The organism is Altererythrobacter xiamenensis (genome assembly GCF_900177715.1).
GTDB classification, from domain to species: domain Bacteria; phylum Pseudomonadota; class Alphaproteobacteria; order Sphingomonadales; family Sphingomonadaceae; genus Erythrobacter; species Erythrobacter xiamenensis.
The window spans coordinates 818,056-832,211 of the sequence record NZ_FXWG01000002.1; the positions used below are offsets into that span (position 1 = coordinate 818,056).

Annotated in this window: 11 protein-coding genes and 1 pseudogene; 1 reads left to right on the forward strand and 11 read right to left on the reverse strand. The window is 58.8% G+C overall.

Annotation, left to right across the window (positions count from 1 at the left end):
- Nucleotides 1-214 precede the first annotated feature (214 nt).
- A complete protein-coding gene (locus CCE89_RS09355; protein ID WP_086437745.1) occupies nucleotides 215-838 on the reverse strand; it encodes a S24 family peptidase in 624 nt (207 codons plus the stop codon).
- A gap of 107 nt (nucleotides 839-945) precedes the next feature.
- On the opposite strand from CCE89_RS09355, the gene CCE89_RS09360 reads away from it, so the two are divergent.
- A complete protein-coding gene (locus tag CCE89_RS09360; RefSeq protein ID WP_159456633.1) occupies nucleotides 946-1,995 on the forward strand; it encodes an IS110 family RNA-guided transposase in 1,050 nt (349 codons plus the stop codon).
- 370 nt (nucleotides 1,996-2,365) lie between these two features.
- On the opposite strand, the gene CCE89_RS09365 is transcribed toward CCE89_RS09360, so the two are convergent.
- From CCE89_RS09365 to CCE89_RS09405, 10 genes and pseudogenes are all read right to left on the reverse strand, one after another.
- On the reverse strand, nucleotides 2,366-3,364 hold the full coding sequence (locus CCE89_RS09365) for a helix-turn-helix domain-containing protein (protein ID WP_086437747.1): 999 nt from the start codon (nucleotides 3,362-3,364) through the stop codon (nucleotides 2,366-2,368).
- Nucleotides 3,361-4,245, reverse strand: coding sequence for a HipA domain-containing protein (locus CCE89_RS09370; RefSeq protein ID WP_086437748.1), 885 nt, complete (start codon nucleotides 4,243-4,245; stop codon nucleotides 3,361-3,363). The genes CCE89_RS09365 and CCE89_RS09370 overlap by 4 nt, the downstream gene beginning before the upstream one ends.
- A gap of 3 nt (nucleotides 4,246-4,248) precedes the next feature.
- A pseudogene (locus CCE89_RS15585) lies at nucleotides 4,249-4,539 on the reverse strand (HipA N-terminal domain-containing protein); the annotation flags it as partial.
- Nucleotides 4,540-5,136: 597 nt separating this feature from the next.
- Nucleotides 5,137-5,472, reverse strand: coding sequence for a recombinase family protein (locus CCE89_RS15450; protein WP_234990025.1), 336 nt, complete (start codon nucleotides 5,470-5,472; stop codon nucleotides 5,137-5,139).
- A gap of 228 nt (nucleotides 5,473-5,700) precedes the next feature.
- Complete coding sequence (locus tag CCE89_RS09380) at nucleotides 5,701-6,177, reverse strand: hypothetical protein (RefSeq protein WP_086437749.1); 477 nt, start codon at nucleotides 6,175-6,177, stop codon at nucleotides 5,701-5,703.
- Nucleotides 6,174-9,275 (reverse strand): type I restriction endonuclease subunit R, encoded by a 3,102-nt coding sequence (locus CCE89_RS09385; RefSeq protein ID WP_086437750.1) that lies wholly within the window; start codon nucleotides 9,273-9,275, stop codon nucleotides 6,174-6,176. The genes CCE89_RS09380 and CCE89_RS09385 overlap by 4 nt, the downstream gene beginning before the upstream one ends.
- 6 nt (nucleotides 9,276-9,281) lie before the next feature.
- A complete protein-coding gene (locus tag CCE89_RS09390; protein ID WP_086437751.1) occupies nucleotides 9,282-10,367 on the reverse strand; it encodes a DUF4268 domain-containing protein in 1,086 nt (361 codons plus the stop codon).
- A 5-nt stretch (nucleotides 10,368-10,372) separates the two neighbouring features.
- Nucleotides 10,373-10,894 (reverse strand): hypothetical protein, encoded by a 522-nt coding sequence (locus CCE89_RS09395; protein WP_086437752.1) that lies wholly within the window; start codon nucleotides 10,892-10,894, stop codon nucleotides 10,373-10,375.
- Nucleotides 10,891-12,213, reverse strand: a complete 1,323-nt coding sequence (locus CCE89_RS09400; protein ID WP_143256005.1) for a restriction endonuclease subunit S — start codon at nucleotides 12,211-12,213, stop codon at nucleotides 10,891-10,893. The genes CCE89_RS09395 and CCE89_RS09400 overlap by 4 nt, the downstream gene beginning before the upstream one ends.
- On the reverse strand, nucleotides 12,210-14,030 hold the full coding sequence (locus tag CCE89_RS09405) for a type I restriction-modification system subunit M (protein WP_086437753.1): 1,821 nt from the start codon (nucleotides 14,028-14,030) through the stop codon (nucleotides 12,210-12,212). Before CCE89_RS09405 ends, CCE89_RS09400 begins: the two co-directional genes overlap by 4 nt.
- Between the last annotated feature and the right edge of the window lie 126 nt (nucleotides 14,031-14,156).

The following is a 14,156-nucleotide window of genomic DNA, read 5'->3' on the forward strand; positions in this document are numbered from 1 at the left end:
GGGCGACCTTGCTGCCAATCCGCGCCGCCTGCACGGCAGCAGGCCCTGCGGGTGTAGCTCAATGGTAGAGCAGCAGCTTCCCAAGCTGACGACAATCGCAGAAATTTGGGCTTTTTGGTGTAAACCGATGCCAAATCGACCCGTTTGTTTTCAATGACATGCGAAATTGCTGTAAACCTTCCGAGCGCTTGGAACTGAACATTGGCAGTCCCGCCTACGGCACGTTCTTCCCGATCCATATCACCCGTCCGAGGACCTCGAAGCCTCGACGCGGCAGGTTCGTCCAGTTGGGAAAGTCGGGGCTGTCGGTCAGGATCGAGTATCGACCTCTTCTCGGCTCCAGCGCCACCCTTCGTATCAAATGTTCGTGAGCACCGCGTATCACATACAGTCCATCACGGAGTGCCTCGTTGCGTCCAAGCAATTGAATAAAGACTTCATCGCCCTCACTGACGGTCGGGGACATTGCATGTCCTTCTACAACCACCACCTCGACACCCGCAGGTTCCGAACTGATTTGTGCCAGCCAGTTCCGATCCACCAATCTCCTTCCTTCGGCCCTGCCTGCACCATCGGTGAACATGTTCACCGGCAAAACCAGCGGCGTTGCTGCCTTCCTGTTATTCGTCGCCTTCCCCCCTAGCTCTCGAACAGGGACATCGAAGAATGCTGCAAGTCTCACAACATCAGCCTGATCAAGGCGCGCTGGGCTTCCCCGTTTCATGAACTGCTGAATGTATGCGCTGTTGCGCCCCAGCAGGCGAGACACTGATGCGTAGGTCTCGCCATTCTCCTTTATGAGCTGTTCCAGCCGGTCTCGGATCTTGCCGTTCGTCATCCTACTCTATCCTATGCATTTCTATGGATGGATAGGGCAATTCCTACTCGAGATCGGTCCACTTCTTTGGCAGCGCGCGATGGTTGAATATGGTGGGGAGGGTGGGAATGATCGCCGATACTGACTACTGGGTTGGCATTGATGCTGGCCACGCTGAATGTGCAATCTGCCTCATCGACCGAGCTGGGAACGTCCTTCTCGAAGCCGTTCGAGACTCAAATGCCGGTGCCGTAACAGACATTCTTCGAGTTTTCGGTGTCGAAAGGGTGCAGGCCATCACGATTGAGGCTGGCGTGGGCGTTCACATAGTGCGCAAGCTTCTCAATCGCGGGCTGCCGATAAGGGTGGTCGATCCGCGCAAGTCGAGCAAATTCCTGTCGATCCGAAGGCAAAAGACAGATCCCAGCGATGCGCGGGGCTTGGCCGAACTCGGTCGGTTGGGTGTATCGATTGGCGCAGGAATACATATCAATCGACCTGATCAGGATGATATTCGCATCCAACTGAATGTTCGCAGGTCGATACTTAACTGCCGGATCCGCACCGATGCCGCAATCCGTTCGATCCTCCACCGTCATGGCGCAAGCTTGAGTGTCGGCAACAGCCCTGGGAAGCTGCGCTTCGAGGTTACGAGAGTGCTCCTTGAGCGAAAGAGGCAGGGATACGCGGTCCGAGCAGACTTGATGAGACTTGTAACGGTGGGTGAGGTGCTTCGTAGCCAGCTCGCTGACCTTGATCGGGAGATGAGCAGCCTCGCAGAGAGCATCGACGTCTGCGCCATACTTCAAACGATGCCTGGTGTAGGTCCGTTGACGGCTCTCTCGTTCTACAGTGCGATTGGCGATCCGCACCGTTTCTCTCGCAATGCTGACGTCGGGCCGTATCTCGGCCTTGCGCCTGCTCTCCGCCAGTCAGGTGCAACTGCGCATCGAGGTCGAGTGGGACGGTTCGGCAACAAGATGGCTCGGAATCATCTGATCATAGGGGCCACGCTCATCCTGACTCAATGCAAGTCCGAGAGTAGGCTTCGATCATGGGGGCTCGACCTCATGTCGAGGACCAATTTCATCAAGGCTCGGGTTGCTGTCGCCCGCAAGATGGCTGTGGTCCTTTTGCAAATGTGGAAGAGCGGCGTCCCCTTCGATGCGAAGCTGTAGGTGTCAATGATCTCCGCGAGGGGAGGTGGGTCTGGACCCCGGTCCGATTTCTGGGGCTGCGACCCCGCTGTAGGTTATTGGGCCAGACCCGCCAACTTTGGGTGTCATTCTTGAGTGAGCTGTATGCATCCGGTGATGCTGAATTTATTCGCGATCGTTGAATGCATGTGGTGCAATTCGTCACCGAGCGACGCACGAGCCTGGTCGTCGACGAAATTGGGCTGCTGCCTGATTTCCACCGACCGCGATGGCGGAATGCGATATGAGCAGCGAATTCGCCTCGGCGAGGAGCAGGCGGTCGCGAAGGGCGTGCAACTGAACATCGTCCAGCTCTGCGAGAAGTTACTTGGCGACCTCGAACGGTCCCATCTCACCCGCCCCGAGCGCCGAACCCAGGCTGCAGCTTCAGTTCGGACAGCTGGTTCGCTACCAGCTCGATCGACGGGCGGTAACCGTCGAAGCGCTCGTAGAGCGGCTCGACAAAATCATGGACGACATCCTCTAGATTGCGTTCAAGGTCGGATACTTGCGCTACCGTGGCGAGTTCGACCTTTTGCGAGCGGGCGCGCAGCCGGTGGTCCAGAGGCTCGCGCAGCAGCGGCTTTGCCCAGGTGATCAGCGTGCGTCCTTCAAGGCCCGTATAGCGAGCCACGAAACGGACTTCGGTCGTATCGCTCGCGCCGAGCGCACGAGCGAAATTCACCGCGTGCAGGAAAAGCTCGGCAGTGCGCCAGATGGGCAAGGTGAGGTCGAAGATCGTGCCGGGCTCGAGATTGTCCGGGCCGTCCTCCTGATAGCCGCGCTGGAGATAGGCGAAGGGATTGCGCGTGACGCGCCAAAAGTCGCTGTGTGCCGCATCGCGAAAATGCCGGTCGGTGTCGGGGCGGCCCAACCAGCATTCGAGCGCTCCGTCCTCGATGACGGGACGCAGGTCTGTTCGGGTGGGGACCCAGAACGGCGTCCATCCCGAACTCTTGGGGATTTCGGTCAGCAACTCGCGAAGCTGGCTGGGCGGAGGAACATCCTTGAGGCCGAGGATGGCGTAGGTCTGCTCGCTGTGCCCGAGCGGTTGGCGCGAGGGGTGGTCGGGCGGCAGCGGCGCGACGAGGTCCTTCCACCGACGACGCGAGTCGTGAAGGAAGCTCTCGAAGCTGTCCTCTTCGGCGGGGCGCACGAAGAGATCCAGCGCTTCGAGAATTGCAATTACCCTTTCAAAGCGCAGGTTGATCTGGCCCTGCTCGAACGCATTGACCGTCGGCAGGCTCACGCCAGCCAGCGCGGCTAGGCTGCGCTGACTGAAACCTTCTTCTTTGCGACGGCGTATGGCTTCGTCGACCGTTGCGCGCCAATCGATCGGCCAGTCGGTCATGTGAAGATCCTTTGCGCATGGCCCTGAATGACGTTTCGATAGGTTTCGCGGAAATCATCGGGCCGAACCCTGTCACCGAAGGCGAGCGTGCGCGCAGTCGCCAACCCCTTGCCGAGCGCGGCAAGCGCGCGCTCGACCGCAGCGCGGGGCAAGCCAATATCGAGACCGAATTGCTCTACAATTCTGCGGTCGATCGTATCGAATTCGCGTTTGCGTCCGCCGATCGAAAGCGCGGTAATCCGGTCGTAGACGGGGTAGGCGAGCGTGTTGATGAGGTCGTATGCGGGCGAGAGCCGCAGGCCCTCCGCTCGTTCGAGCAGGGAGAAGTTCTTGAGATGCGCGTCGGCGTTACCCAAAACCAGATTGAAGACGACAAGACGGAAGAACCGGTCGAGGTCGACCCGGCCCCGCGCGGAATAGCGGGTCACAATTTCGGCCGCTTCCTCGTAGCTCCCGTCATATTTGCCTTCGAAGGTCCGCCCCCGTGGTTTGTTGAGAATTTGCGCAAAATCCTCGAGGCGCAGTCGCTCCTCGCCTTGGCGGTCGAAGCGTTCGACCAGAAGCGCAATCCCGTCGATATTGTGCAGTGTTGCTAGCTGCGCGCGCGTGACATCGTCTTCGCCGAGAAGCTCGCGGGCTAGGCTAAGCGAAAGGTGCTCGTTCTGGACGATCGTGGGAAGATCCTCGCGGTTGAATTTGGCGATATGCGTGGCCGGGTCGGTGACCTCCACGGCTGGCCAGAAGCCATCGTCGGCGCGAAAGGCTAGCAGCTTCTTCTGCACCCCCGACAAAGTCCGTCCAGCGGTGGTCGCCGCCTCGTCGATGAGGTCGTCCTCGATCGGATGGACCGGCGCTTCCCCGTCTGCCGGGATAAGGCCCACCGCGCCGATACAATCCGCCCCGTAGTGTAGCAGCAGTCCGAGATCGTCTTGGTTTGCTGTGCCGCCGGCGCGCGCCTGACGCCCGCGGAGCCAGCCTTCTGGGGCGAGATGCTCGAAAAAGGGAAGCAGGCCGCCGCGCCAATAATGGTCCCGTGTCTCTGCGGGAAGCGCGCAGGCGATCGTCTCGCTCCAGCCCTCGTCATAGACGAAGCGGGTGTCCGAACCTAGTTCGCTGAGCCGACCGGCAGGACGACCCTTGAAGGTGACGATGGCGTGGCGGTCGGCGATGGCGATTCTCGATCAGGCTAATGAGACGGTTCACCTTATCATCGTGAAAATGATTAAGCAATATTGAACATATGCAAAATTCTATTGGAGGTATGTGGTATCTCTGATCAACTGCCCTCCCTGGATTAAAAATCAATCTTCCCAACCGGCGCAAGCGCACAGGCATCGAAAAACAGCCAATCTGAAACAAACATGCATTGGCTACGGGAATTGCAGTATTTTCTTGAACAAAGCCAGAAAGCAGATCTCGCGTCATCACGCGTCGAGATGCCGCAAGACCGCAATTTCCGAAACCCTAGGTGTTGGCCGCGCAGTATCAGCTCGGACGAACACAGACGCTGTCGTCAGATGGCGTTTGCCAGTGGATGGCAGCCGATACGACCTCACCGCCTGATAGGCAGCATCATGGTCGAGCAAACCGGCACGGTCTAGGACCTCTTGCATTTTGAAGGCAGCAACTACGTCGCCGTAACCATCGGGTCTTTCAGCACCCGATAGACGCTTGCTCGTGCGATCCCCAATTTTGCCGCTATATCATGCACCGAACCCCTCATCACGCAGCGCGCGCACCTGCTTCACGTCTACGCTAGGTTTGCGTCCCTTTTAGACACCAGCGGCCTTGACGCGCTCTACGCCTTCGCGCTGACGTTCCTTGCGGATGTCGGTCTCGACCTCCGCGACGGCGCCGAGAATGCCCCGAATCAGCTTCCGCATGCTCGTGATCGTATCGACCGAACCTTGCTGCACACACCGGAACCCGACTTGCTTCGCTGATAGCTGGGCGATGATGTCGTGTAGATCGCGACCGGATCGAGCAAGGCGATCGAGGCGCGTCACTACAAGCGTGTCACCTTCGCGCAGCCAGTCGAGGCATTCCTCAAGCTCGCGGCGGTCGTTGCACGACGTCCCAGAGACCTTCTCCGAGAAGACCTTTCGCAACCCGCGTCGGCAAGCTGCTCAAGTTGGAGGTCGAGGTTCTGGGAGCTGCTACTGACGCGCGCATCCGACTATACTCATGTGCTGGCTCTCGCTGTCTCATTGGGGTCCAGAGTCAGCGCAGCATAGCGTCTCATAATTGGGATCGAACTCGAATGAGACACTCCGTGGACGCCGTGAGACGCCTCGGATGGGTATACTCGAATTGAACGTTAGAACTACCGAACGTGCTTACTCGCCGCAGTCGAAATCCAGGGTAGAGGTTCTAGTCGAGGCTCCAAACGAAGCTCGAAATGTGACTCTGCCAGCACAGCCGGCATCTTGCACCCATAACGCGAAAGTTCCGTTTCCGCCCTCACCAGTGAGGATGCCTTCATACGAGCGCTGGGCAAGAACTTTGCCTTCGCTATCAGTTGCGGTTAGCATCAGTGTTTGCGGCAAATACTGGTGGCCGTCACTACGAACGTCGATCGTAAATAAGGCATCGGTTGCATACTCTTCAGCACTGCCCTCTCCGATGACGGTGTTCCAAAGCTGGAAGTCGTCGGCGGTGAGCACATTGTCGGAGAGTCGGCCTGTTTCTGTATACCAAAGACGCACGGAAGGGTTTGCGAGATAGCCACCAGGTTGCTCCTCTCCGAAAGCAGGAGACGTTGCTGTAATGGCTAGGCCACACAGACCTGCGAAAACCGGCTTCATGAACTTCATTTTTCAGTCTCCACCGTTTCTCGGCGCAGCTCCTCATAGAGCTGCCCTGGCCCCAACAGCACATCGCGCAGTCCCTCGCGCACCTTCGCCGAATTGAGCGCTTGCGAACTCATGCTTTCGTGCGCGGCCATGGCATCGATGATCGCGTCGAGGATTGCGCTCGAAAGGGTCGGCGAGCTGGCAAATTGTGTCTTGCTGTTGTTCCGTGCCTGGGATCGCAGCTCCTCGGACTCCAGCAGCTTCCCCTTGATCACGTTGTTCACGTAGATAAGCTGATCGTCATCGGTCAGGTCACCGTCGAACAGGTCGTTCACCTTGGCGATGATCTCCGCGAGCAGCGCCTTTTCCTTCTCCTGCACCGCTCCAGAGCCAACCCCGGTGATTGGTGGAAGTGCGGGACGATCATCACCGACCTGTAGCGTGCGCGCACCCTCGTCCTTGAGGTTGTGGTGCGTAAGCCGAACGCCTGACAGGTCCACGCCATCTCGCTCCCGGCCGAACTGCAACAACGGGGTAAGACGCTTGTAGAACATGTAGCGCTTCTCGATCTCGGTGCTGCCGTAGTCGAAAATCTGGGACAGGAACGCATAAATGCGTGTGTAGGCGGCCATATCGCCGCGAACCTGAAGCAGCACGTCCATCTCTTCCTTGGACTCGTTCGCGGCAGTCTTGTCCTTTGCGTCGATAGCCGCCTTGTATCGATCCTTGGCCTCACTGAAATGCGTCAGCATGCGTTGCGCGATGGGTTCGATCGCGGCGACCAGCTGACCTTGCGTGGCATTGGGATCGAGTTCGACGGCTACCAGCCGGTCGATCTCGAACTGGTCGTAGTGACCCGAAGCATCCAGCTTCTGGCGCAGATCGAAGATAAGGTTCGGGTCGGTCTCGGCCTCGATCTCTGCGGTCTCGTAATACTGCCTGAAGGCCGCCAGCACTTCCTCGGAGCTGTTCACGAAGTCGAGAATGTATGTGGTGTCCTTACCGGGGTGCGAGCGGTTCAGACGCGATAGCGTTTGCACGGCCTGAATACCTGCCAGCCGCCGATCGATATACATGCCGCACAGAAGCGGCTGGTCGAACCCGGTCTGAAACTTGTTCGCGACGAGCAGCAGTTTGCATTCCTCGTCGTTGAAGGCATCGCGAATGTCACGGCCACGCAGACCGGGATTCAGCTTCGCACTTGTCTCCGTGAAGCTCTCGCCCTTGTTATCTGGTTCGTTCACCTCCCCAGAAAACGCCACGAGAGTGCGCATGCGATAGCCTTGGGACTTGATGTAGGCTTCGATCGCCAATTGCCATCTAACGGCCTCCAGACGGCTTCCGAGCACAACCATCGCCTTCGCCTTACCGTCCAGCAAGGGCGCGACGTTCTCGCGGAAGTGCTCGACCACGATCTGCACCTTCTGCGAAATGTTATAGGGGTGCAGCCGAACCCAGCGCATGATACCTTTCATGGCGGCGCTCTTCTCGACTTCCATCTCGTCCCATTCCTGCCCGCCGCTGGCGAGCTTGAAGGCGAGTTTGTAGGGTGTGTAGTTCTTCAGCACGTCGAGGATGAAGCCTTCCTCGATCGCTTGCCGCATCGAGTAGACATGGAACGGAGCTGGCTTGTTGTCATCACTGGCGGGTTCGTCAGGCTTCGGCCTGCGCCCGAACAGCTCCATCGTCTTCGTCTTTGGCGTGGCCGTGAAGGCCACGTAGGTCACGCCATCCTCGGCAGCACGCGCGGCCATTTGCGCGGCGAGAACGTCTTCTGCGCTTACCTCGCCACCATCACCTAGCTCTTCGATCTCTTCAGGTGAGAGCACAGCCTTGAGCTTCGCGGCAGTCTCGCCGGCTTGGCTGCTGTGCGCCTCGTCGGCGATCACGGCGAACTTCTTGCCATCGGTCGCTGCGCGTTCTCGCACAGCCTCCAACGCGAAGGGGAATGTCTGCATGGTGCAGACGATGATCTTCTTTCCCGCATCGAGAGCATCAGCAAGCGCCGCGCTCTTGCTACCACCGTCGCTTGTGATGGTCGCAACGACACCTTTGGTGCGCTCGAACTCGAACAGCGCTTCTTGCAGCTGTGCATCGATCACGTTGCGGTCAGAAACCACGATCACGCTCGAAAACACCTTCTGATCGTTTTCGCCATGCAGATCGGCGAGGAAATGCGCTGACCAGGCAATCGAGTTGGTCTTCCCCGATCCGGCGCTGTGCTGGATCAGGAAACGCCCTCCGGCCCCCTCTGCGCGCACCTGCTCACGCAGCTTCCTCGTCGCGTCGAGCTGGTGATAGCGCGGGAAGATCACCGTGGTGATTTGCTTCTTCTTGTCGCGCTTGGCGATCATGTAGCGACCGATCAGTTCGAGCCAGCTTTCGCGCTGCCAGACCTCTTCCCAGAGATATGCCGTAGGGTGGCCGGGACCATCGGCGGCGTTCCCCGCGCCGCCATGGTTGCCTCTGTTGAAGGGCAGGAATCGTGTCTTTCCGCCTTCCAGTTTGGTGGTCATCATCACTTCGCGGTTGGACACTGCGAAGTGAACGAGAGCGCCGCGAGCGAAGGTTAGCAAAGGCTCGTTCTTCGGCTTTCGGTCGAACTTATACTGGTCGATCGCATCGCCAATGGTCTGCGTAAAATCGGTCTTCAGCTCCGTCGTCGCCACCGGGATGCCATTGAGGAAGAGACCAATGTCGATGCTGTTTTCGTTCGAGCGCGAGTAACGCAGCTGGCGCACGACCCGCAGCTTGTTCGCCTTGTAGCGAGCGACGATGTCGGGGTTCATGCCTGACGCGGGAGCGAACTGGGCGAGGCTTACCAGACCGCGCACACCGATCAGTTCGAGACCATGGCGCAGAACATCCAGTGTGCCGCGATCGTCGAGCTGTTTGCGCAGGCGATCGCCGAGGATGTCTAGCGCAGCTGCGCCGTGCGCCTTCTCCAGCGCCTCCCACACCTTCGGCTGTGTCTCCTGCAACCAGTCGCGAAGGTCTTCGGGGAAGAGCGCGCGCACGCGGTCATAGCGCGCCGCAGCGCCCTCCTCGTAAATCCATCCAGCCGCATCCAGATGGTTGCAGATTTCGTCCTCGAAGCTGATTTCCTTGTGCAGGCTCACCGCGTTCTATTTCCCCAATTGCGCGAGCCGTGGCTTCAGCGCTTTTTCCATCTTCACCATCGTGTCCACGAGCCTCTTCTGGATCGTTGGCCATTCAGACCGCTCCGAGCGGTAGCCGCCATCGACCAGAGCCCCGATCAATGTGCCTTTTTGGCCTTCTTCCTGTTTCCAGATCAGCTCTTGTCCCAGTTCTTCCTCGATCGCTTCCTTTTGCTCTTTGAGCTGCTCGAAGGCAGGTTCATTGTCTGCAATCCAGAGATGGACTTGGGAGTCGCGCTGCCTGATGACGTAGACGAAGTCGAAGCCTCTGATGCCCGCGGACGAGGACATCCAGTTGTCTTTGCTTGGGCTGCGACCAGCATGAAGGGTGGTGTGCTGCGCCGCGAGCTGAAGCAGCTCCTGCCAGAACGCGATGCGAATTTCGTGCCGCTCGCTTCTCTGCTTGCGCTCTGCCTGTCGCTTGGAGCCGATTTGGGTCTGGAAGCTCGCGGTTTCGGGCAAGGGTATCAGTTGCTGCACATCGAGGAGCACCGGACCGTCGGCCATGCGATAGGGCTGAAGTCGCACACAACGAATGTCGATGTCTCGGTCGCGCAACCATAGGACCGCCGTGGTCAGTTCTTTGCTGAAATTCGCCGATGCCAGAATGATACGCGTGTCCTGACCGAACTGATCTTCGTCGGGTCCGTCCCAGCCGAGGAATTTCAGGATCGCAGCTTGCGCTTCATCATGGTCAGGCTGGCCGGGGTTCACAAAGCGAGCATGCGTGTCCACCAGCTGCTCGAAGGTCATTGCGGAGATCATCGCGGCGTATCGCAACGCCTGCAATTCCATGTGCCCACCGTCCTCCGTGCGCTTCAGCTCGACGACGACGAGGTTGGCGTCGCTATCAATGCAAAGTAGGTCGATGCGCCGCGAGCTATCGATCCACTCCCCGAACTCCTCGGCTATCACCATCAAGCCCGCGTCGAGCACAGTAATGTTTGCTTTCAGCAGCTGTTGGATGTGCGTGCGCTCGTGGATGTTCTCGGCGGTGAAGCTGGTCGCGGAGACAGGGACAAGTTCTTTGTCTGTAAGCGAGTAGATCGCCATCAGCTTTACCCCTTCAGGCCGAGCTGCGCAAAAGCTGCGGCGACATCGGGCTTCATGGTGAAGCGGCTCGTATCGTTGTCGAAATCGGCGAGGATGCCGGTGTAGAATTTACCGTTGGGTGTCGTCGCCTTGGGGGGCTGACCGAGGTAAACGCCGCGGTTCGCGCACATGGTGCCAAAGTGGAGATGCCAGCTCATTCCTTTCCAACCTATCTTCTCGGTGAGTTCGCCGGAGGTGGAGTTGGGGTTGTCGAGCAGCACCTGAACTAGCTTCTGCTCCGTGTCTGTCATCGGCTCGGCCTTGAATGCCTTGATGACCCTCTCCGCTGGTTTAAGACCTTCGACTTCTGCAATCAGCTCCGCGTGCTCGTCGGCTTCAACTGCGTCGAGCGCCACCAGGAACTGCTGAGCTTCGGTTGCTTTCTTCGGGACATCGCTCTCGGATTGCTCGATGGCGTTGAGCCGCATCTGCTTGCGTTCGCCGGCGGACCTGTCGGGCAATGATGCGATGATCTTCTCTAGGCTCATGCGGCCTCCATTTCTTGTTGCTCGACAAGTCCGCGCACGTCGATCTTGCCAGTGACAGCGGCGGAGATCAGCGCTGCACGGCGCTCTTGTAATAGGGATATTGCGCCTAGCGCGCGTTCAACCAACTCACCGATCTTGTTCGTTTCTCGGTCCAAGAACGCGACGATAGACTGCTGTTCTGACAAAGGAGGTGCTGGCAGCCGAAAAGCCCTAACCTTTTCCTGGTTGATGTTCGGTTGCCCTCCACCAGAGCCGAGCAGCATTAATGCTTCGGTCGCCGACCAGAGGCAGTAGAACGCGAACCGGGTTTCTATGCGCACCGGATTAGCCATCGCGCAACAAGCCTGATTTGTGCATGCAGGCTTTTCGAGCCAGCCAAGCCGCCCGATGGTCGCCCCATACATTGCAATCAAAAGGGTTCCTGGCGGATACACTTGAAGTGAAGAGAGGCTATCAAGAGCTGCCTCATTTACTCGCTTCCTGGTCACAGTAATCGGCAGCTCGCGGAGCTCACCTGTGGTGACCCAATTAACGGTTCCGCCCTTAAATGCGGCTTCAGAGCTCGGCGTCGTCCCGCTGCCGACCTTTTTGAAGAGGCGAGAGATGCGGTCCACTTGCCAATGCGCAGGGACCTCGCCGAGCCATTCGACGCCGCTGTCTTTCATGGGGGCGTCGGGGTCGAGACCCTTGGTGACGGCGTGCGAGATGACCGCTTGCCGTTTTTCTTTCAGCAGCGCGATCAGCCGCTCCTGCTCCGCCACCAATGCATCGATCTTCGCCGTTTCGCGATCGAGGAAGAGCCGTATCTGCTTCTGCTCGTCCAATGGTGGGATGGGCACTGGAAAGGCGTAAAATTCGTCCTTTGGTAGGCGCCAACGACCCAGTTGCGAGGAGCCTTGTCCGAACGGATAGAATTGCCGGGCGGAATACGCCATTTGGAAGACACGTAGGAAATAGATGGCGTCGACCGCTTCGGCATTCCGTGCCCCAAATACTCGATAGTCAGGGCTCGTAACGCCCCCTTGGGTTGCGATGTCGATCCAACCTGTCAGAAGGTCCATGTGGTTCATGGCGAACTCGCCGGGCAAGACTTTCTGATACTTCGAGTAATCCATGGCCTGCTGGCCTTCGTTTCCTTCTACGTCCTTCACGCGCAAGCCACTCTGCGTGATGGAAAGAACATCGTGACCAAGCTCGCCCGCAATCCGCTTCCTGATCTCGAACAAATCCTTGATGCGTCCAACTGACCACCTTGCGGGGATGTCTCCCAACCAGGGGACGCCGCTATCCTTGTAGTCGAGGTAGGCTGGGAAGCTCACGCCCGCATGTCCGTGAGCAGCGCGCGAATGCGATCAGTCACTTCGTCTAGCTCCGCATCGATCTCCTGCAATGGGCGAGGTGGCTCGAACACGTAGAAGTGCCGGTTGAACGGGATCTCGTAGCCGATCTTGGTCTTGGACTTGTCGATCCATGCGTCAGGGGCATGCGGCTTCACCTCGCGCTCGAAATAGGTGTCAACGTCCTCGGTCAGTGGGACGTTCTCGGTGTCGCGCAGGCTGGTGTCAGCGACTGGCTTGCCCTTGGCCTTGCCCCGCTGCGCCAGGACTGGCCTACCATCCTCATCCAACTGCGGACGCTCGACCGTAATGGTCTGATAGCCGAAGCTCTTGTTCTCGAAGATGCATGAGAGCGGTGCGAGCTTCACTTTGCCGCCATCCGGTGCGGACGGTGCTGTTTCGCCCTCGCGCACGATCTGCCGTTCAACCTCTTTGCCCTCTGCATCCAGCACGGTCGCGAGCTCCGCCTCGACGAACGCGCCGAACATCTGTGTCACATCGTCAATTTGATCGTCAGTCATTTCCTTGCGCTTGCTGCCGAGTGTTTTCCGCATGCGCTTCCAGAAGCTGCTGCCGTCGATCAGCTGCACCTTCCCCTGTCGTTCCGCTGGCTTCTTGTTCGACAGGATCCAGAGATAAGTGGAGATGCCAGTATTGTAGAACATGTCGGTCGGCAGTGCGATGATCGCTTCGACCAGGTCGTTCTCCAGCACATAGCGCCTGATCTCGCTCTCCCCGCTACCAGCCGCGCCGGTGAACAGCGGTGAGCCGTTGAGCACGATGCCAAAGCGACAGCCGCCTTCGGCCTTTGGCCGCATCTTCGACAGCAGGTGCATCAGGAACAGCAGCGAGCCATCGGACACACGCGGTAGGCCGGGGCCGAAGCGACCGGCGTGGCCTAGCCGTTGGTGTTCGTCTTTCACTTCCTTTTGCACCTTCTTCCACTCCACACCAAAGGGTGGATTGGAGAGCATGTAGTCGAAGGTCTGGCCGGGATGTCCGTCATCGGAGAGCGTGTTGCCCTGCACGATCTTGGTGATGTCCTGCCCTTTGATGAGCATGTCGGCCTTGCAGATCGCGTAGGATTCGGGGTTCAGCTCCTGCCCCGACATAGTGAGGTGCGCCTGCGGGTTGTGCTCGTGCAGGTATTCCCCCGCGATCGAGAGCATGCCGCCAGTGCCCGCCGTGGGATCGTAGATGGTGCGCACGACGCTCGGCTTGGACAGCACATCGTCATCTTCGACGAAGATCAGGTTGACCATCAGCCGGATGACTTCGCGCGGCGTGAAGTGCTCACCAGCCGTCTCGTTCGAGATTTCCGCGAAACGTCGGATCAGCTCCTCGAAGACGAGCCCCATCTGGTTGTTATCGACGGTGCTGGGGTGGAGGTCGATACCAGCGAAGCGCTCGGTGACCTGATAGAGAAGGCCGTTCTTGGCGAGCCTGTCGATCTGCGCAGCGAACTCGAACTGCTCGAAGATGTCGCGCACTTCCGGCGAGAAGCCCTGCACGTAGCTCAAGAGGTTGGTGGCAATGTTGTCCTGATCGCCGACCAGCTTCACGAGGTCGAGCGGACTGCGATTGAAGAAGGTCGTGCCGGATGCGCGTAGCAGCATCGGGTCGGGGTGGTCCTTGCCAGCCGCTTCGAGCACCGCCTCCTTGGTGGGAGCGAGCACGCAGTCGAGGCGCCGAAGCACCGTGAACGGCAGGATAACGCGCCCGTATTCCGATTGCTTGTAGTCGCCACGCAGTAGGTCCGCGACCGACCAGATAAACGCCGAAAGCGATTGATGATTCACTGATTTCCCCTTCGCAGGGGTTAGTGCAGCACTAAGAAGTCATCGGCAAGGCAGTATTCGGTGCGCGCAACCGCGATACTGGGAGCAGCGACGAAGAAAAGCTTGTCGTGAATTGGAACACCAAAA

Coding starts and splice junctions, on each gene's coding strand:
- CCE89_RS09355 (WP_086437745.1), bottom strand. CDS start 838: ATGACGAACGGCAAGATCCGAGACCGGCTGGAACAGCTCATAAAGGAG.
- CCE89_RS09395 (WP_086437752.1), bottom strand. CDS start 10,894: ATGAGCCTAGAGAAGATCATCGCATCATTGCCCGACAGGTCCGCCGGC.
- CCE89_RS09360 (WP_159456633.1), top strand. CDS start 946: ATGATCGCCGATACTGACTACTGGGTTGGCATTGATGCTGGCCACGCT.
- CCE89_RS09390 (WP_086437751.1), bottom strand. CDS start 10,367: ATGGCGATCTACTCGCTTACAGACAAAGAACTTGTCCCTGTCTCCGCG.
- CCE89_RS09365 (WP_086437747.1), bottom strand. CDS start 3,364: ATGACCGACTGGCCGATCGATTGGCGCGCAACGGTCGACGAAGCCATA.
- CCE89_RS09380 (WP_086437749.1), bottom strand. CDS start 6,177: ATGAAGTTCATGAAGCCGGTTTTCGCAGGTCTGTGTGGCCTAGCCATT.